The 17,180-nt window shown below is 65.0% G+C and carries 20 protein-coding genes; 9 read left to right on the top strand and 11 right to left on the bottom strand.

All coding sequences use genetic code 11. From position 1 onward, the window contains the following. Positions 1–11 precede the first annotated feature (11 nt). The 3 genes from GGD63_RS07535 to GGD63_RS07525 are packed head-to-tail and all read left to right on the top strand — an operon-like array spanning position 12 to position 1,231. Positions 12–347 (top strand): helix-turn-helix transcriptional regulator, encoded by a 336-nt coding sequence (locus tag GGD63_RS07535; RefSeq protein ID WP_183240781.1) that lies wholly within the window; start codon positions 12–14, stop codon positions 345–347. Further along, positions 344–805 carry an SRPBCC domain-containing protein gene (locus GGD63_RS07530; protein WP_183240436.1) on the top strand — a complete coding sequence of 154 codons (462 nt, stop codon included), beginning with the start codon at positions 344–346 and terminating at the stop codon, positions 803–805. The genes GGD63_RS07535 and GGD63_RS07530 overlap by 4 nt, the downstream gene beginning before the upstream one ends. A 12-nt stretch (positions 806–817) precedes the next feature. Further along, entirely contained in the window at positions 818–1,231 is a 414-nt protein-coding gene (locus GGD63_RS07525) for a GFA family protein (RefSeq protein WP_183240434.1), read from the top strand. Between the two features lie 61 nt (positions 1,232–1,292). Here the strand turns inward: GGD63_RS07525 and adhP are convergent, their stop codons facing one another. The 3 genes from adhP to GGD63_RS07510 all read right to left on the bottom strand — a co-directional run bounded on the left by adhP (position 1,293) and on the right by GGD63_RS07510 (position 3,391). Beyond that, positions 1,293–2,318, bottom strand: a complete 1,026-nt coding sequence (adhP, locus tag GGD63_RS07520; protein WP_183240433.1) for an alcohol dehydrogenase AdhP — start codon at positions 2,316–2,318, stop codon at positions 1,293–1,295. Positions 2,319–2,462: 144 nt separating this feature from the next. Beyond that, positions 2,463–2,873: a DUF2000 family protein gene (locus tag GGD63_RS07515; RefSeq protein ID WP_183240431.1), complete on the bottom strand. Its 411-nt coding sequence runs from the start codon at positions 2,871–2,873 to the stop codon at positions 2,463–2,465. A gap of 128 nt (positions 2,874–3,001) precedes the next feature. Continuing rightward, positions 3,002–3,391, bottom strand: a complete 390-nt coding sequence (locus GGD63_RS07510) for a DUF4189 domain-containing protein (RefSeq protein WP_183240779.1) — start codon at positions 3,389–3,391, stop codon at positions 3,002–3,004. Between the two features lie 310 nt (positions 3,392–3,701). Here GGD63_RS07510 and GGD63_RS07505 point away from each other — a divergent pair, with 310 nt between their 5' ends. The 5 genes from GGD63_RS07505 (at position 3,702) to GGD63_RS07485 (ending at position 8,699) form a co-directional block, all read left to right on the top strand. Further along, the gene (locus GGD63_RS07505) at positions 3,702–4,934 is read left to right on the top strand and encodes a branched-chain amino acid ABC transporter substrate-binding protein (RefSeq protein ID WP_183240429.1); all 1,233 of its coding nucleotides are present in this window, start codon (positions 3,702–3,704) and stop codon (positions 4,932–4,934) included. A gap of 123 nt (positions 4,935–5,057) precedes the next feature. Beyond that, positions 5,058–5,993: a branched-chain amino acid ABC transporter permease gene (locus GGD63_RS07500; RefSeq protein WP_183240428.1), complete on the top strand. Its 936-nt coding sequence runs from the start codon at positions 5,058–5,060 to the stop codon at positions 5,991–5,993. Continuing rightward, positions 5,990–7,249 (top strand): branched-chain amino acid ABC transporter permease, encoded by a 1,260-nt coding sequence (locus GGD63_RS07495; protein WP_183240426.1) that lies wholly within the window; start codon positions 5,990–5,992, stop codon positions 7,247–7,249. The genes GGD63_RS07500 and GGD63_RS07495 overlap by 4 nt, the downstream gene beginning before the upstream one ends. Beyond that, on the top strand, positions 7,246–7,998 hold the full coding sequence (locus tag GGD63_RS07490; protein ID WP_183240424.1) for an ABC transporter ATP-binding protein: 753 nt from the start codon (positions 7,246–7,248) through the stop codon (positions 7,996–7,998). The genes GGD63_RS07495 and GGD63_RS07490 overlap by 4 nt, the downstream gene beginning before the upstream one ends. A gap of 5 nt (positions 7,999–8,003) precedes the next feature. Then, positions 8,004–8,699 (top strand): ABC transporter ATP-binding protein, encoded by a 696-nt coding sequence (locus GGD63_RS07485; protein WP_183240777.1) that lies wholly within the window; start codon positions 8,004–8,006, stop codon positions 8,697–8,699. Positions 8,700–8,736: 37 nt separating this feature from the next. Here GGD63_RS07485 and GGD63_RS07480 read toward each other — a convergent pair whose 3' ends face one another. The 8 genes from GGD63_RS07480 to GGD63_RS07445 all read right to left on the bottom strand — a co-directional run bounded on the left by GGD63_RS07480 (position 8,737) and on the right by GGD63_RS07445 (position 15,628). Next, positions 8,737–10,341, bottom strand: a complete 1,605-nt coding sequence (locus tag GGD63_RS07480; RefSeq protein ID WP_183240423.1) for an NTP transferase domain-containing protein — start codon at positions 10,339–10,341, stop codon at positions 8,737–8,739. Continuing rightward, on the bottom strand, positions 10,338–11,039 hold the full coding sequence (locus tag GGD63_RS07475; RefSeq protein ID WP_183240421.1) for an XdhC family protein: 702 nt from the start codon (positions 11,037–11,039) through the stop codon (positions 10,338–10,340). The genes GGD63_RS07480 and GGD63_RS07475 overlap by 4 nt, the downstream gene beginning before the upstream one ends. Positions 11,040–11,041: 2 nt before the next feature. Continuing rightward, positions 11,042–11,365, bottom strand: coding sequence for an XdhC family protein (locus tag GGD63_RS07470; RefSeq protein WP_008564652.1), 324 nt, complete (start codon positions 11,363–11,365; stop codon positions 11,042–11,044). A 9-nt stretch (positions 11,366–11,374) separates the two neighbouring features. Next, positions 11,375–12,577: a VWA domain-containing protein gene (locus tag GGD63_RS07465; protein WP_183240420.1), complete on the bottom strand. Its 1,203-nt coding sequence runs from the start codon at positions 12,575–12,577 to the stop codon at positions 11,375–11,377. Between the two features lie 135 nt (positions 12,578–12,712). Further along, on the bottom strand, positions 12,713–13,651 hold the full coding sequence (locus GGD63_RS07460; RefSeq protein WP_183240418.1) for a MoxR family ATPase: 939 nt from the start codon (positions 13,649–13,651) through the stop codon (positions 12,713–12,715). A gap of 61 nt (positions 13,652–13,712) precedes the next feature. Then, on the bottom strand, positions 13,713–14,519 hold the full coding sequence (locus GGD63_RS07455; RefSeq protein WP_183240417.1) for a xanthine dehydrogenase family protein subunit M: 807 nt from the start codon (positions 14,517–14,519) through the stop codon (positions 13,713–13,715). Positions 14,520–14,546: 27 nt separating this feature from the next. Continuing rightward, positions 14,547–15,032: a (2Fe-2S)-binding protein gene (locus GGD63_RS07450; RefSeq protein WP_183240415.1), complete on the bottom strand. Its 486-nt coding sequence runs from the start codon at positions 15,030–15,032 to the stop codon at positions 14,547–14,549. 149 nt (positions 15,033–15,181) lie between these two features. Further along, a complete protein-coding gene (locus tag GGD63_RS07445) occupies positions 15,182–15,628 on the bottom strand; it encodes a carbon monoxide dehydrogenase subunit G (protein ID WP_183240413.1) in 447 nt (148 codons plus the stop codon). A 184-nt stretch (positions 15,629–15,812) separates the two neighbouring features. Here GGD63_RS07445 and GGD63_RS07440 point away from each other — a divergent pair, with 184 nt between their 5' ends. Then, a complete protein-coding gene (locus tag GGD63_RS07440; RefSeq protein WP_183240411.1) occupies positions 15,813–17,168 on the top strand; it encodes a 3-carboxy-cis,cis-muconate cycloisomerase in 1,356 nt (451 codons plus the stop codon). Positions 17,169–17,180: the final 12 nt, after the last annotated feature.

The raw sequence follows: 17,180 nt of genomic DNA, 5'->3' as shown, positions 1-17,180 counted from the left end.
AATTGAACCATATGATTGAAGCCGCCCCAAACCCCATCACCACGGTGATGCGCGCCCTCGCCGATCCGACGCGGCGCGCCGTGTTCGAGCGGGTGTTCGAGAGCAAGGAGATCAGCGTCGCCGAGCTGACGCGCGGCAGCGGCGTCACGCAAGGAGCCGTCTCGCAGCACCTGAAATCGTTGAAGCAGGCCGGCCTCGTCGCCGAGCGCGCCGAGGGCCGCAACGTCTACTACCGCGCCGCGCCTAAAGGACTCGAACCGCTGGTGACCTGGATGGATCATTACGGCGTCTTCTGGCGCGAGCGCTTCCAGAACCTGCGTGACCTCTTGAAGGAGATCGATCCGTGAATGCAGCCGCGTTGCAAGCCGAAACAAAAGACATCGTCATCGACGAGGTCTTCCCTCACACGGCCGAGACGATCTGGAAGGCGCTGACCAGCGCGCAGCTGATCGCGCGCTGGCTGATGCAGCCGACCGGCTTCGAGGCCGTCGAAGGCAAGACCTTCACGTTCCAGACCAAACCGGGCGGCAACTGGGACGGCGTGATCCATTGCCGGGTTCTGGAGGTCGTGCCGAACCGCCGCCTCGTCTATGCCTGGAAGGGCGGCGACGCGCGCAACACCGGCTACGGCGCGCCGCTCGACACGATCGTGACGTGGTCCCTCACCCCGGTCGAGGCCGGCACGCGGATCCGCCTGGTTCATGCAGGCTTCGTCCTGCCCAGGAACGAGTCGGCCTACACGGTGATGAGCGGCGGCTGGAAGAAGGTTGTCCGTCAGCTCGACGAGATCAGCGGCGAAGAGTGAGGAGATATCGCGATGGACAAGACTTATACCGGCGGCTGCGCCTGCGGTGCGATCCGCTATTCGATCATCGGTGAACCGCTGTTCAGCAATCACTGCCAGTGCCGGGACTGCCAGCGGGAAAGCGGCAGCGGCCACGGCTCTTACGCGACCTTCGCGCGCGCCGGCGTCACACTGAGCGGCGAGGCGAAGCACTGGGATATGGTCGGCGACAGCGGCAACGTGAAAACGCGCGGCTTCTGTCCGCAGTGCGGCGTGCCTGTCTACCTGACCTTCGCCGCAATGCCCGACATCTTCACTATCCGCGCCGCAAGCCTCGACGAGCCGGCCCGCTACAAGCCGCAGGCCGTGACCTACGCCGTGCGCGGACATGGCTGGGATCATCTCGACCCCAGCCTGCCGAAATTCGAAGGGATGCCGCCGGGCTAAAGATTCTTGTTTTGACGCGTTTTCTTTACGCGAACCGGTATCCACTTCGCTCGAAAACGCTTTAGCCAAAATCCAGCACCATGCGGCCGTCGATCTTGCCGGCCTTCATGCGGTCGAACACGTTGTTGATCTCGGCGAGCGGCACCTTCGTCACTTCGGCCTTGACCTTGCCGTCGGTGGCGAATGCGATGGCTTCGTCGAGGTCGCGGCGGGTGCCGACGATGGAGCCGCGCACCGTGATACGCTTGAGCACGACGTCGAAGATCGGCGTCGGGAATTCGCCCGGCGGCAGGCCAACGAGGCTGACGGTGCCCTTCCGCCGGACCATCTTCAGCGCCTGGGCGAATGCCGGAGTCGAGACCGCTGTTACCAGCACGCCGTGGGCTCCGCCGCCGGTTACCGCCAGCACCTTGTCCACCGCGCCGGCTGCAAGCGCGTTCACGGCGAGATCGGCGCCAGTCTCGCGTGCGAGCTTGAGCTTGTCCTCGGCGATGTCGACGGCCGCAACCTTGAGTCCCATCGCCTTGGCGTACTGGACCGCGACATGGCCGAGCCCGCCGACACCCGAGATCACGACCCACTCGCCGGGCTTAGCCTCGGTCTCCTTCAATCCCTTGTAGGTGGTGACGCCGGCGCAAAGGATCGGCGCGATGCCGGCAAAATCGATCGTCGCCGGAAGCTTGGCCGCGAAGGCGGCCGAGGCGATGACGTATTCGGCGAAGCCGCCGTTCACGCTGTAGCCGGTGTTGTGCTGGTGCTCGCACAGCGTCTCCCAGCCGGTCTCGCAATATTCGCACGACATGCAGGCATCGTGCAGCCAGGCGACGCCGACGGCATCGCCCACCTTCAGGTTCTTCACGCCGGGCCCGAGCGCCGCGACGATGCCGGCGGCTTCATGGCCGGGGATGAAGGGCGGAACCGGCTTCACCGGCCAGTCGCCTGAGGCGGCGTGCAGATCGGTGTGGCAGACACCGCAGGCCTTGACCTTGACCAGGACTTCGCCGGGACCGGGCTGCGGCACCGGCACGTCCTCGATCACCAGCGGCTTGCCGAATTGTTTGACGATCGCGGCTTTCATGGTCGGCATGGGTCTGCTCCGTTTGAATTGCGGCAACAGACTAGCGGCGACGGACGATGCGCCTTTGATTGGAGTCAAACCGCACAAAGTTTACGCAAAGCGCTCGCGCCATCGTGACATATCGATGACACGCGGCGAAGCGCGACTGACGCGTCAGCTGTGGAACTTGAGGCCGTCGACGATCTTGTCGACCACCTTGCGCTCGGCACGAATAGCGAGACCAACGAGATTGAGATCGTTGCGCACCACCGCCCTCACCGCCTCGCGGTTCGCGGCATCATGCGTGGTCTTGAACATGTCCTCGGTGTAGACGGCGGGCTTGACGTTGCGGCTGAGCGCGCGGTCGAGCGCGCGCGACAAGGCGGGACCATCGGCGCCGTAGATCAGGATCGGCTGGCCAATCAGCGAGAGATATTTCGTGCTTGAAGCGTCCTCATAGGGCTCGCCGATGCATTCGGGAAATGCAGCCGCGATGCCGCTGGTGAGAAAGGCCGCAACGTTGAGCTTCTGCCAGGCCTGAAGATCGGTGCGGATCATGACGGCGATCTTGGTGTCGAACTGCATGCATGTCTCCACAAATTGTCATTCCGGGGCGGTCCAAAGGACCGAACCCGGAATCTCGAGATTCTCAGGTGCGCAATTGCGCACCGGAGTTCGATGCTACGCATCGCCCCGGAATGACAATACAAAAATCACCCCTTCGCGTCGCAGGCCCAGGCGCGGATCACGCATTCCTTGCCGCCGTATTTGTAGCATTCGCGCGTGGCGGCATTGAGCGAAGCGGAGATCTTCGGCTTGACGGCATAACCATAGGCGCCGCAGGGGTTTGTCATATCGACCGACATCGCCGCACAGGCGCGCTTCATTGTCACGGTCGTGCAATCGCCCTTGCACTGCTTCTGCGCGGCGGCGCGCGCTTCGTGCTCGGCGCCGTAGTCAAAGGCCTGGCCATAGGCTCCGCATTTGCCGACTGCAAAGGCGCCGGCGGCATGCGCATGCGTGATATGGCGAGCACCGGCAACACAGACCGACAGCGCAAAGAAAAACATCGCGCAACGGCGCGCGACGACATTCGAAGCCATGGAAAACCCCTCCCCCAGGCAGGCGGACGCTAATCTAAGCGCGGGACGTTTCCACTTGGTGAACGGGTGGTTGTAGTGGAGGTGCAAGCCACAGGCGGGTAAAGGCGCGCCCGCGCGGTCCCCCGCCATCCGTCTCCGCGCCGTTGCCTTGACAAGTGGCACGCCGGCAGTGCTGCAAATACCTCCGCATCGGACGGGCCTGCTGCGACGGATCAGCGCGATTGCGAATCGGTCCGATCACAAGACGATTGACTCGCCCGCCGCGAACGTTCCAATTACGGCCAACCAATAATCGGGAGGAAGAACAACCATGAAGAAATTTGCGGTTACGGTAGCGGTTGCGATGGGTCTGACGTGCGGTACGGCCGCGGCCCAGGAAACCGCGAAGCTCGCCTATATCGACCCGCTCTCGGGCGGTGGGGCATCCATCGGCGAAGTCGGCCTGAAGCACTACCAGTGGCTTGCCGACCAGATCAACGCCCAAGGTGGATTGCTCGGCAAGAAGCTCGAAATCCTGCCGCTCGACAACAAGACCAATCCGCAGGAAGCGGTGGTGCAGGCGCAGAAGGCCATCGATGCCGGCGCGCGCTACATCACGCAAGGCAACGGATCCTCGGTCGCCTCGGCGCTATCGGATTTCGTGACCAAGTATAACGAGCGCAATCCTGGCAAGGAGGTGCTCTACTTCAACTACGCCGCGGTCGACGATGCTCTGACCAACGAGAAGTGCTCGTTCTGGCACTTCCGCTGGGACGCCTCCTCCAGCATCAAAATGGCTGCGATGACCAATTATCTGAAGGGCCAGCCGAGCGTCAAAAAGGTCTACCTGATCAACCAGGACTACTCGTTCGGTCAGGGCGTGCGGAAGCTCGCGGTCGAGATGCTCAAGGCCAAGCGGCCGGACATTGAGATCGTCGGGGACGAGTTGCATCCGCTGCTGAAAATCACCGACTTCTCGCCCTACGTCGCCAAGATCAAGGCTTCCGGGGCTGATTCGGTCATCACCGGCAACTGGGGTCAGGACATGGCGCTGCTGCTCAAGGCCGCAGCGGATGCCGGCCTGCAGGCCAACTGGTACACCTATTATGCCGGCGGGGCAGGTGGCCCGACGGCTATCAAGCAGACCGGCCTTGCCGACAAAGTCCACGACATCGTGGAAGGCGATCCGAATACCGCGATCGAGGCGGCCCAGGCCAAGGAGGCCGAATTCCGCAAGAAGTACAACATCGGAATCTGGTATCCGCGCGCCGTCAACGAGATCCGGATGTTCGCCCAGGCGGTCAAGGAAGCCAACTCGCTCGACCCGAAGGCTGTCGCGCTCAAGCTGGAAGGCATGACCGCCGACGTGTTCGACGGCGGCAAGGGCACCATGCGCAAGGACGACCACCAGTTCTTCCAGGACATGTATCTCCGCTCCTTCGGCCCGCTGAAGGCTGGCCAGACGTTCGATGAGGAAGGCACTGGCTGGGGCTGGACGGTGAAGGGCAAGATCGCCTCCGCCGACACCACTGTGCCGACGACCTGCAAGATGGACCGCCCGTAACATTCCTCGCTGAACAATACCGTCAGCGCTGCCTTGCCGAAACTCACCGAGGTCGACCACAATCGACCTCGGCTGCGGTGTGGCAGCGTACCCCTCCCCCGGCGGGGGCCTTTCGGACTGCCAATGCTCGAACTCATTACATTCTCGACCTTGAACGGCGTGCTCTACGGCATGCTGCTGTTCATGATGGCGAGCGGATTGACGCTCATCTTCTCCATGATGGGCGTGCTCAATTTCGCGCATGCCAGCTTCTACATGATCGGAGCCTATTTCGGCTTCGAGATCTCCCGCCGCATCGGCTTCTGGCCGGGTTTCCTCGTCGCGCCGGTGCTGGTCGGCGTCATTGGCGGCCTGATCGAGCGCTATGGCCTGCGACGGGTTCACCGGTTCGGCCACGTGGCCGAATTGCTATTCACCTTCGGCCTCGCCTTCGTGATCGAGGAACTGGTCAACATGATCTGGGGCAAGCTGCCGGTGGACTATCGGGTGCCGCCGTCGCTTGATTTCGTCGCCTTCCGCCTGTTCGACACGACCTATCCCGCCTACCGCATCTTCATGCTGGCGACGGCGGTGGCGATGTTCGTATTCCTGCTGGTCATCCTCAAGCGCACCCGCGTCGGACTCATCATCCAGGCGGCGCTGACGCATCCGAACATGGTCGCGATGCTCGGCCATAACGTTCCACAGGTCTTCATGATGGTCTTCGGCGTCGGCGCAGGCCTCGCCGGCCTTGCCGGCGTCATCGCGGGACCCGCGCTCGTCACGCAGCCCTCGATGGCGGCGCTGCTGGGGCCGATCCTGTTCGTGGTGATCGTCGTGGGCGGCCTCGGCTCGCTCGGCGGCGCCTTTGTCGCCTCACTCCTGATCGGCCTGGTCCAGACCTTCGCGGTCGCGATCAACGTTTCGCTTGCCGACGCGATCGGCTCCTCCGCCGCCTCGCTGTTCGGCGAGCTCGGCCGGACGCCGCTGGCCCAGATCGCGCCGGTCCTGCCCTATCTCCTCCTGGTGCTGGTTCTGATCTTCAGGCCCAGGGGATTGTTCGGAACCAGGGAAACATGATGGGCGGCGTCCGTATCCTCCTCGCCTTCGTCGCGCTGGCGGCGGGCCTCGCAGTCGCGCCCTACGTGTTTTCTTCGGGCGTGGCGCTCACCATGATGAGCCTGATGGGCGTTATGATCATCTTCGCGCTGTCCTACAACATGCTGCTCGGCCAGACCGGGCTGCTCTCGTTCGGACATGCAGTGTATTATGGCCTTGCCGGGTTTTGCGCCGTCCACGCCATGAACCTGATTGCGGCCAACAAACTCCCCGTCCCGCTGCCGGCAGTGCCGCTGATCGGGGCGGCCGCGGGACTGTTCTTCGGGCTGATATTCGGTGCCGTGTCGACACGCCGCGCCGGCACGGTGTTCGCGATGATCTCGCTTGGCCTCGGTGAGCTCGTTGCGGCCTTCGCACTCGTCCTGCACTCGTTCTTCGGCGGCGAGGAAGGCATCGCGGCCAACCGCGCCAAGCTCGCGCCGTTCCTTGGCTACAAGTTCGGCCCGCAGATCCAGGTGTACTACCTCATCGCCTTCTGGTGCCTTGTCTGCATCATCCTGATGTACGCCATCACGCGCACGCCGTTCGGCCGCATGTGCAACGCCGTGCGCGATAATCCCGAGCGCGCCGAATTCATCGGCTATTCCACCCAGCGTGTGCGCTTCCAGGCCTTTGTGCTGTCCGCCGTTTTCGCGGGCGTCGCTGGCTCCCTGGCCGCAATCAATTTCGAATTGATGAACTCGCAGGCGGTCGGCGCGGCCACCTCGGGCCAGGTCCTGCTGATGACCTTCGTCGGCGGTATCGGCCATTTCGTCGGCCCGATCATCGGCGCAGTGCTCGTTACCTTCCTGCAGATATCGCTGTCCGACATCACCAAGGCGTGGATGCTCTATTTCGGACTCCTCTTCATCCTCGTCGTCATGTACGCGCCAGGCGGAATTGCGGGCTGGCTTGCCTTGCACCGTCCGCTACTGCGCGGCGGGCGCATCTTCAAGCTGGTCCCCATCTACGCGCTCACCGCCGTTCCCCTCGCGGCGCTCGTACTTGGCTGCATCCTGTTCATCGAACTGGCCCATCACATGCTGGTCGAGGCGCAGAGCGAGGGCCCGACGCTCTCGGTATTCAAGATCGCGATGAACGGCGCGAAGATCGGGCCATGGCTGTCCGCATTGGTTCTCTTCATCGGCGGCGCGCTGGGTCTGCGGGCGCTATTGCCGCGCGTGGGAGACGCCTGGGCCCTCGCCATAGCAGATAGCAGCGGAAAGGCCGCAGCATGACCGCCGCCATCTCGCTCACGGACGTGCGCAAGAGTTTCGGGCCCACCGAGATCATCCGAGGAGTGACGCTCGACATCAATCAGGGTGAGCGACACGCCATCATCGGACCGAATGGCGCCGGCAAGTCGACGCTATTCCACCTGATCAGCGGACGACTTAGGGTGACTTCGGGATCCATCCGGCTCAAGGGCGAAGACGTCACGCAGCTGGCGCCTTATGAAATCAATCGCAGGGGCCTGTCGCGCAGCTTCCAGGTGACCAACATCTTTCCCAAGCTATCGGTCTACGAGAACATCCGCTGCGCGGTGCTGTGGTCGCTCGGCTACCGCTATTCGTTCTGGCGCTTTGTCGACCGCCTGAAGGACGCCAACGAGCGCGCCGAGGAGATCATGGAGATGATCGCCCTGTCCTCGCGCCACGGCGTGCCGGCCGGCGTGCTGGCCTATGCCGAGCAGCGCGCGCTCGAGATCGGGATCACGATCGCAGGCGGCGCCGACGTCATCATGCTGGACGAGCCGACCGCGGGCATGAGCCACGCCGAGACCGAACAGGCGGTGGCGCTGATCCGGAGGGTGTCGGAGGGACGCACGCTGATCATGGTCGAGCACGACATGAGCGTGGTGTTCGGGCTCGCCGACCGCATTTCCGTGCTGGTCTACGGCCAGATCATCGCCTCCGACACGCCGCAGGCGATCCGCGCCAACAGGGCGGTGCGAGAGGCCTACCTGGGAGAGGAGGCGCCCGCATGACCGCGCTGCTCGAGGTGGAGAACCTGCACGCCTATTACGGCAAGAGCCATATCCTCGATGGCGTGACGTTCCACATTGGCATGGGGGAGATCGTGTCGCTGCTCGGACGCAACGGCGTCGGACGGTCCACCACGATCAAGGCGATCATGGGCGACGTGCCGCCGGTCGGATCGGTCAGGTTCAGGAGCCGGGAGATCGTCGGGCTGAAGCCGCACCAGATTGCCCGCCTCGGCCTCGGCTACGTCCCGGAGAACCGCGACATATTCCCCTCGCTGACCGTTCGCCAGAACCTGATGCTCGGCCAGAAATGGGCCAAGCAGACCGGCCGCTGGTCGATGCAGGACATGTTCAACGTCTTCCCGCGGCTGGAGGAACGCGCCGACACCATGGCGGGCGTGCTTTCGGGCGGCGAGCAGCAGATGCTGACCATGTGCCGCACCCTGATGGGCGATCCCGATCTCATCATGATCGATGAGCCGACGGAAGGGCTTGCGCCGATGATGGTCGAGCTCGTGGGCAAGCTCCTCGGGGAGATCGCCGAACGCGGCATTTCCATCCTTCTGGTCGAACAGAAGTTGACGATTGCGCTCAAGATCAGCCATCGCCTTTACGTGATGGGCCATGGCCGGATCGTATTCGAGGGGACCGTGCCCGAGTTCAACTCCGACGCCAGGGTGCGTCAGGATTGGCTGGAAGTCTGAGCTTGCGCTGCCCGCGAGCGGAACGTTTGGCGCCGGCTCACCCTTGTCTTGCTGCCTCCAGCGCCTGCGGCGTGTCGATGTCGAGGAAGGCGCTCTCGCCGTCCACCGGCACCTCGGCGACCGCCTCGGTGTGCTTGGCGATCAGATGCCGCGCGCCGACGTCGCCGTCGAGCGTCATCAACTCCTTGAAGAAGCGGCGCGACCACAGCACGGGATTGCCGCGGCGGCCTTCGCTGACGGGCACGACGATGAGATTGCCGCGGTCCGGCGCAAAACTGTCGATCAGGCGATCGATCAGGCCGGCGTCGATCAGCGGCATGTCGCCGAGGCAAACCAGGGCGCCATCGCAGGTCTCGGGCACGGCGGCGATGCCGGCCTTCACCGAGCTTGCGATGCCGCCGGCGAAATCCGGATTCTTGACGAAGCGCACCTTCAGGCCTTGCAGCGCCTGCTCGACCAGCTCGGTCTGATGGCCGGTGACGACGATCACCTCGGATGCTTTTGAGGCGAGCGCCTGCTCGGTCGCGATCCGCACCAGCTTCTTGCCGTCGAGCTCGGCGAGCAGCTTGTTCGGCCCACCCATGCGGGTGGAACGGCCGGCCGCGAGCACGATGGCCGCGACCTGGCTGTTGCCCTCGGTCTCCGGCTGTGCGCGCGGCTGCGGCCGCGTCACGATCTCCATCAAGAGGCCGCCGACGCCCATGCCCATCAACTCGGACCGCGTCACCTTGATGCCGGCGAGGAGCCGCATCAAGACCCAGTCAAAACCGTTCTCGACCGGCGAGCGCGCGCAGCCCGGCGCGCCCAGCACCGGCACATCGCCCGCGCGAGCAATCAGCAGCAGATTGCCGGGATCGACCGGCATGCCGAAATGCTCGATCTCGCCGCCGATCCCGGTGACGGCCGCGGGGATGACATCGCGGCGGTCGGCGATCGCGGACGCCCCGAACACGATGACAAGCTCGGCGCCCAGCGCCAGCAATTCCTTGATCGCGGCCGACAGTGCGCGCTCGTCGTGCTGGACCCGCCGCTCGGCGATGATGCTGGCGCCGGCCGGCGCGAGCCGCTCGGCGGTGACGCGCAGGGTCTTGTCGACCACCTTGGAGGACAGGCCCGGCAGCAGCGTCGAGACCACGCCGACGCGCTTGATGACGTAAGGCGCGATTCTGAGCACGTCCTTGCCCGCGGCCTTCACCGCGGCATCGCGCAAGCTGCCCGCGACACCGAACGGGATGATCTTGACGGTGCCGACCATCTCGCCCTCGACCACCGGCTTGTAGGCGGTGAGCGTCGCAAAGGTGATGGCCTCGTCGATATTGTTGATGCGGTCGACCGCGGCGCGGTCGATCACCAGCACGCCCGGCTGCGCGGCGAACAGATTGGCGCGGCCGGTGAAGGCGCGCTCGACATGGATGCCCTCGCCGCCGACGGCAAGCGCAATGCTGGCGGCCGCGACGTCCTCGGAGACGTCGCCCGCCTCCATCCGCACCACGACGATGTCCTTGATGCCGGCGCGCGTGAGCGCGTCGACCTCGGCAGGTCCAATGGTCGTGCCCTTCTTCAGCACCAGCGGTCCCTGACGCAGGGTGTGGACGGTCACCCCGCCGATCGCATCCTTGGGGCTCGCCGGGCCGAACTTCATGCCGCTTCTTCTTTTTCTTTGGGAGGCAGGCGGAGCACAGCCGTGATCTCGGCCATGATCGCCACCGCGATCTCGGACGGCGAGACCGCGCCGATCGCGAGGCCAATCGGCGCGTGGATGCGCGCGATGTCGCTTTCCTTGGCGCCCTGCGCCCGCAACCGGTCACCGCGCTTGGCATGCGTCTTCCGCGAGCCGAGCGCGCCGATATAGAAGCAGTTGCGCTCGAAGGCGTGCAGCAACGCGGGATCGTCGATCTTGGGATCGTGCGTCACCGCGACGAACGCCGTATAGGCGTCGACATTGAGCGGCGGCAGCGCGGTGTCGGGCCATTCGGCGATCAATGGAATATCGGGGAAGCGCTCGGCGCTGGCAAACGCCGTGCGGGGATCGACGACGGTGGCGTCATAGCCGAGCGAGCGCGCCAGCGGCGCCAAGGCCTGGCTGATATGAACCGCGCCGACGATGACGAGCTTTGCAGTCGGCGCGTAGACGTTGAGGAACAGCTTCTTGCCGCCGGCCTCGACATTGGCGCTCTTGCCCATGCGGAGCTGCTTGTCCAATTCGGCGCGCAGCGGGTCCTTGGCGAAATCCGCTGCCTTCACCAGGCGCTGCTCGCCGGTCTCGGTGTCGGTGACCAGGATCACCGGCCGGCGCGCGGCGCGCTCGGCGTTGAGTTCGTGCAGGATCGCGAGCTTCACGGCTAGCCAACCTTCTCGACGAAGACGCGGATGGTGCCGCCACAGGACAGCCCGACGTTCCAGGCGGTCTCGTCGGCGACGCCGAACTCCAGCATTTTTGGCTTGCCGCTCTCGATCACGTCCATGGCCTCGGTGACCACGGCGCCCTCGACGCAGCCGCCGGAGACCGAGCCCAGGAACGTGCCCTCGTCATTGATGACGAGGCTCGAGCCCGCCGGGCGCGGGGCCGAGCCCCAGGTCTCGACAACGGTCGCCAGCGCGACGCCACGGCCGGCCTTCTGCCAGTCCTCCGCCGCCTTCAGAATGTCCTCGTCGCGATCGAGCATGGTGGCCTCTCAAGCTGCGGAGCGGATCAGGCTGCGGTGGTGCGGCGGCAGCGGCCGGGAGAGCGTCGTGATCAGCTCCTGGATCGAACTCAAATTATGCACGGGCCGGAATTCGTCAACGTGCGGAAGCATCATTTTGATGCCCTGGGCCTTGGCCTCGAAGCCGCCGAACCGCAACAGCGGATTGAGCCAGATCAGCCGCCGGCAGGACCGGTGCAACCGGTCCATCTCGAAGGCGAGCCTGGAATCGGCCTCCCGCTCCAGCCCGTCGGAGATCAGAAGCACGATGGCGCCCTGGCTCAGCACCCGCCGCGCCCACAATTTGTTGAAGTTGTGCAGCGAGGCCGAGATCCGTGTGCCACCGGCCCAGTCCTCGACCGAGGCCGAGCAGCTCGCCAGCGCCTCGTCGGGATCGCGCTGGCGCAGCGCGCGGGTGACGTTGGTGAGGCGCGTGCCGAACAGGAACACCGAGACGCGTTTTCGCGCATCCGTGATCGCATGCAGGAAATGCAGGAACAGGCGGGTGTATTCGCTCATCGAGCCCGAGATATCGAGCAGCGCCACGATCGGCGCCGGCTTCTCGATCCGCCCGAGGCGATGGATGTCGATGATGTCGCCGCCGGTGCGTAAAGAGGCGCGCAGCGTGCGGCGCAGGTCGAGGCGCAGGCCGCGCGCATCAGGCCGATGCCGGCGCGTCAGGAGCTCGGCCTGCGGCAGGTGCATCCGCTCGACGGCATGAAGCGCCTCGGTGATCTCCGCCGCGCTCATCTGCGCAAAATCCTTCTTCTGAAGGATCTCCTTGTCGGAAACCGACAGGCGCAAATCCTGCTCCTGGTGCTGCGGCGTCTCGGTCATGCGCGGCTGCGACATCGCCTCCTGGACGCGGCGGGCGCCGGCCTGCGGCTTCTTCTTGGCCTGCTCCGGCAGCGGCACCGAATCCAGCATGTGCTTCCATTCTTCCGAGGCGCGGAAGAACAGGTTGAAGGCCTGCTTGAAGATCAGCGCATGCTCATGGCGCTTGACGAAGATCGCCTCCAGCGTGGTGAAGACATCGGAGCGGTTGCCGATGTCGATCACCTGCAGCGCGCTCATGGCATCGATGACGGCGCCCGGCCCGACCGGCATGCCGGCGGAGCGCAATGCGCGGGCGAAGCCGACGATGTTGTCGGCGAACTGCTCGGTCTGCTCGGGGGCAAGGTGGTTGATGGCCATCGATCTACACTCTCAGCCGTCATTCCGGGGCGCGCCCCTTGGCGCGAGCCCGGAATCCATACTCCCGATCGTGGTTATGGATTCCGGGCTCGCGCTACGCGCGCCCCGGAATGACGAGCTCAATTTGACGCGAGATCAATTCTCGCTCGTCGCTTCCTTCAGCACCTTCTGCAAGGCATCGCCCTGCATGCGGGTGATGTCGTCCTGGTACTTGAGCAGCGCGCCCAGCGTGTCGCCGACCACTTGCGGCGTCAGCGAGCGGGCGTCGAGCTCCGACAGCGCGGTGGCCCAGTCGATGGTCTCGGCGACACCGGGCGACTTGTAGAAGTCCTGGTTGCGCAGCGCCTGCACGAAGCGGACGACCTGCTGCGACAGCTTTACGGAGATGCCGGGCACGCGCGTCTTGACGATCGCGAGCTCGCGCTCGGCGGCGGGATAATCGACCCAGTGATAGAGGCAGCGCCGCTTCAGCGCGTCGTGGATCTCGCGGGTGCGATTGGAGGTGATGATGACGATCGGCGGATGCGGCGCCTTCACGGTGCCGAATTCGGGGATGGTCACCTGGAAGTCACTGAGGATCTCGAGCAGATAGGCTTCGAACGCCTCGTCGGCGCGATCGAGCTCGTCGATCAGCAGCACCGGCGGGCCGGCAACGTCGGGCTCCAGCGCCTGGAGCAGCGGCCGCTTGATCATGTAGCGATCGGCGAAGATGTCGCTCGAGAGCTGATCGCGATCGGTGTCGCCGGCGGCTTCCGCCATCCGGATCGCGATCATCTGCGCCGCGCTGTTCCATTCGTAGACCGCCGAGGAGACGTCGAGGCCCTCATAGCACTGCAGGCGGATCAGCTTCCGCCCCAGTGCCGCCGACAGCACCTTTGCGATCTCGGTCTTGCCGACGCCGGCCTCGCCTTCCAGAAACAGCGGCCTGCCCATGCGCAGCGACAGGTAGGTCACCGTCGCCAGCGCCCGCTCGGCCAGATAGCCGCGCGAGGTCAAGAGTTCGAGCATCGCATCGACCGATGCCGGCAATCCAGCTGAAGTATTGGCACCGGAAGTATTGGCCGCTGTAGTCATGAAAGGCCAGTCTCGTTTGCGCCCTCACACGGGGCAGGTATCGGGCCAGTCGGTGGCCCGCTTATTCCTTTGCGTTGGCCGCATCGATCGCCCGCCGCGTCAGCACACCGATGAGATGCGCGCGGTATTCGGCGCTGCCGTGGATGTCGCTATTGAGGCCTTCCGCCGGCACGTCGATGCCATCCAGCACCTTCGAGGAGAAGCGTTTCTTCAGCGCTTCCTCGAATGCGGTGACACGGAACACGCCTTCGGACCCGGCGCCGGTGACGGCGACCCGCACGTCCGACGGACGGCGCGCGACGAACACGCCGACCAGCGCGTAGCGCGAGGCCTGGTTGCGGAATTTGATGTAGGCCGCCTTCTTCGGCAGCGGGAACATCACCTTGGTGATGATCTCGTCGGCTTCGAGCGCGGTCGAGAACAGGCCCTGGAAATACTCCTCGGCCTTGAGGCGGCGCTTGTTGGTGACGATGGTGGCGCCCAGCGCGAGCACCGCAGCAGGATAATCCGCGGTCGGATCGTTGTTGGCGAGCGAGCCGCCGATCGTGCCCCGGTGGCGCACGGCGGGATCGCCGATCCCGCCGGCAAGGCTCGCCAGCGCCGGGATCGCCTCACCGACGATCGCAGAGGTCGCGACCTCTGCGTGCTTGGCGGTGGCGCCGATCACGAGCGAGCGCCCCTTCAACTCGATCGCGTTGAGCCCGTCGATGTGGGAGAGGTCAACCAGATGCGGCGGGCTGGCGAGGCGCTGCTTCATGACGGGAATCAGCGTGTGGCCGCCGGCGATCACCTTGGCGTCCTCGTTCTTCACCAGGAGGTTGGCCGCCTGGCGCACGGTGCCGGGGCGATGATATTTGAATTCGTACATCTGAATGTCCTGATCGCGGGATGCGCGTTACGCGAGATCGGATTTCGCCATCGCCTTGGCGCCGGCGGAGATCGAGGCGACGATGTTCTGGTAGCCGGTGCAGCGGCAGAGATTGCCCTCCAGCTCCTCGCGGATGGTGTGATCGTCGAGCTCGTTGCCCTTGCGGTGCACGATGTCGATCGCGGTCATGATCATGCCCGGCGTGCAGAAGCCGCACTGCAGGCCATGGTGCTCGCGGAAGGCTTCCTGCATCGGATGCAGCGGCGCGCCGTCGGCGGCCAGTCCCTCGATCGTCTTGACCTCGTGACCGTCGGCCATCACGGCAAGCGTGGTGCAGGACTTCACGGCCTTGCCATCGAGATGCACGACGCAGGCGCCGCACTGCGAGGTGTCGCAGCCGACATGGGTGCCGGTCAGGCGCAGATTCTCGCGCAGAAACTGCACCAGAAGCGTGCGGGGATCGACATTGGCCGTGACAGGACTGCCGTTCACGATGAGGGAGATTTTTGCCATAAGCACTCTCTATCAGCGCCCCAACGGGTCCCGTCGAAGCGGTTCTTATAATTATTCCAACCCATCATATGGGCCATTGTCCCCTGGGGCAACATCACCCCGGACGCAAGGCGCCATGCCGAAAGGCGATAGGTTTCAGCCCTGTACCGCTAGCCCTGTACAGCTTTGGCGAAGTTCGCGAAAAACTCGTCGGCCAGCTTCTTCGCGGCGCCATTGATCAGACGCTGGCCGAGCTGCGCCAACTTGCCGCCGATCTGCGCCTCGACGTCGTAGGCGAGCAGCGTGCCGCCGTCCTTCTCCGCGAGCTTCACGGTTGCGCCGCCCTTGGCGAAGCCGGCCACCCCGCCCTCGCCTTCGCCGGAGATCTTGTAGCCGTTCGGCGGGTCGAGATCGCTGAGCATCACCTTGCCCTTGAAGCGCGCCGACACCGGCCCGACCTTCATTTTCGCGGTTGCACGGAAGCCACCGTCCTCGGTCTTCTCCAGCTCCTCGCAGCCGGGGATGCAGGCCTTCAGCACCTCGGGATCGTTGAGCTTCTCCCACACGGCCTCGCGCGGCGCTGCGAGCTGGACTTCGCCGTTCATTGTCATGGCCATGGGCTGCCTCCCCGGAATCTCGGACCTGGATCGCGTAACTATAGTGCTGCTCAAGTAACGCACGGAAGCCGCAAAGGAAAGGGCACCCCCGGTCACGTGCAATGCATATTCGCAACTGCAAAAAGCTTGCGCGAGCGGATTTGGATTGGCAGAGCCGGGCCATGATGGTTAGGTCCCGCACGATATGAGCACATCCCTCTCCCCCCTGCTCGCGCCGATGCTGTCCAGCGCGGCCATGCGCGCCGTCTGCGACGACCAGTCGACCTTGCAGAACATGCTCGATTTCGAGGCAGCCCTGGCGCGGGCCGAGGCCGCCGCGGGCGTGATTCCCGCGGTCGCCGTCGGGCCAATCGAAGCTGCCTGCAAGGCGTCCTGCTTCGACATTGCAGCCCTGGCCGATGCCGCGACGCGATCCGGCAATCTCGCGATTCCGCTGGTGAAGGCGCTGACCGCCAATGTCGCGAAAGCCGATGCGGAGGCTGCGCGCTACGTGCATTGGGGCGCGACCAGCCAGGATGTCATCGACACCGCGACCATGCTTACCCTGCGCGCCGGCATTGACGCTCTCGATGCCGACCTCAGCCGCGCCATCAAGGGTTTTGCGGCGCTAGCCCGCGCCCATCGCACCACCGCCATGGTGGCACGGACCTGGCTCCAGCATGCGCTACCGATGCCGTTCGGGTTGAAGGCCGCGGAATACGCGTCAAGCCTCGCCCGTGCCCGCTGTCGTCTGCGGCGGCTCCGTCGCGAGGGCCTGGCACTGCAATTCGGCGGCGCCGCCGGCACGCTCGCCGCCCTCGGCGACAACGGGCTCGTCGTTGCGGAAAGATTGGCTAGGGAGATCGACCTGCCGCTGCCGGAAGCGCCCTGGCACACCCATCGCGACCGGATTGCGGAGGCTGCTTCAAGCTTCGCGATTTTGGCCGGCAGCTGCGGCAAGATCGCGCGCGACGTCTCGCTGCTGATGCAGACTGATGTCGGCGAAGCCTTCGAGCCTGCCGGCGAGGGGCGCGGCGGCTCATCGACCATGCCGCACAAGCGCAACCCGGTCGCAGCCGCGAGCGCGCTGGGCGCAGCCACCATGGCGCCGCAGCTCGCCGCCACGATTTTTGCCGCGCAGGTGCAGGACCATGAGCGCAGCGCCGGCCCCTGGCACGCGGAATGGCCGACGCTGCCGCAATTGATGCTGGTCGCTTCCGGTGCCCTCGCCGCCATCGTCGACATCGCCGAGGGCCTCGACGTCGACGCCGCGCGGATGCGCAGCAATCTCGATGCGACACACGGGTTGATCATGGCCGAGGCCGTCACCTTCGCGCTGGCGGACAAGATCGGCAAGAGCGATGCGCATCATCTCGTCGAGGCCGCGAGCAAGCGCGCGGTCGCCGAGAAGAAGCATCTGCGCGAGGTGCTGTCAGGCGATTCGCAAGTCACCGCGCATCTGACGCCGGAAAAAATTGCGGCATTGTTCGAGCCGATGGCCTATCAAGGGGCGTCACAAGCCTTGATCGACCGCCTGCTCGACAGCCTCGATCGCGAATAAAACGGAGACGCC

This window comes from Bradyrhizobium sp. cir1 (genome assembly GCF_014198245.1).
Taxonomy (GTDB): domain Bacteria; phylum Pseudomonadota; class Alphaproteobacteria; order Rhizobiales; family Xanthobacteraceae; genus Bradyrhizobium.
Note: the sequence above shows the minus strand (reverse complement) of the source record. Positions and strands in the feature narration are given on the sequence as shown.

Coding starts and splice junctions, on each gene's coding strand:
- GGD63_RS07515 (WP_183240431.1), bottom strand. CDS start 2,873: ATGCAGTTCGACACCAAGATCGCCGTCATGATCCGCACCGATCTTCAG.
- GGD63_RS07505 (WP_183240429.1), top strand. CDS start 3,702: ATGAAGAAATTTGCGGTTACGGTAGCGGTTGCGATGGGTCTGACGTGC.
- GGD63_RS07510 (WP_183240779.1), bottom strand. CDS start 3,391: ATGGCTTCGAATGTCGTCGCGCGCCGTTGCGCGATGTTTTTCTTTGCG.
- adhP (WP_183240433.1), bottom strand. CDS start 2,318: ATGCCGACCATGAAAGCCGCGATCGTCAAACAATTCGGCAAGCCGCTG.
- GGD63_RS07455 (WP_183240417.1), bottom strand. CDS start 14,519: ATGTACGAATTCAAATATCATCGCCCCGGCACCGTGCGCCAGGCGGCC.
- GGD63_RS07480 (WP_183240423.1), bottom strand. CDS start 10,341: ATGAAGTTCGGCCCGGCGAGCCCCAAGGATGCGATCGGCGGGGTGACC.
- GGD63_RS07465 (WP_183240420.1), bottom strand. CDS start 12,577: ATGGCCATCAACCACCTTGCCCCCGAGCAGACCGAGCAGTTCGCCGAC.
- GGD63_RS07440 (WP_183240411.1), top strand. CDS start 15,813: ATGAGCACATCCCTCTCCCCCCTGCTCGCGCCGATGCTGTCCAGCGCG.
- GGD63_RS07470 (WP_008564652.1), bottom strand. CDS start 11,365: ATGCTCGATCGCGACGAGGACATTCTGAAGGCGGCGGAGGACTGGCAG.
- GGD63_RS07535 (WP_183240781.1), top strand. CDS start 12: ATGATTGAAGCCGCCCCAAACCCCATCACCACGGTGATGCGCGCCCTC.
- GGD63_RS07525 (WP_183240434.1), top strand. CDS start 818: ATGGACAAGACTTATACCGGCGGCTGCGCCTGCGGTGCGATCCGCTAT.
- GGD63_RS07495 (WP_183240426.1), top strand. CDS start 5,990: ATGATGGGCGGCGTCCGTATCCTCCTCGCCTTCGTCGCGCTGGCGGCG.
- GGD63_RS07460 (WP_183240418.1), bottom strand. CDS start 13,651: ATGACTACAGCGGCCAATACTTCCGGTGCCAATACTTCAGCTGGATTG.
- GGD63_RS07445 (WP_183240413.1), bottom strand. CDS start 15,628: ATGGCCATGACAATGAACGGCGAAGTCCAGCTCGCAGCGCCGCGCGAG.
- GGD63_RS07500 (WP_183240428.1), top strand. CDS start 5,058: ATGCTCGAACTCATTACATTCTCGACCTTGAACGGCGTGCTCTACGGC.
- GGD63_RS07450 (WP_183240415.1), bottom strand. CDS start 15,032: ATGGCAAAAATCTCCCTCATCGTGAACGGCAGTCCTGTCACGGCCAAT.
- GGD63_RS07490 (WP_183240424.1), top strand. CDS start 7,246: ATGACCGCCGCCATCTCGCTCACGGACGTGCGCAAGAGTTTCGGGCCC.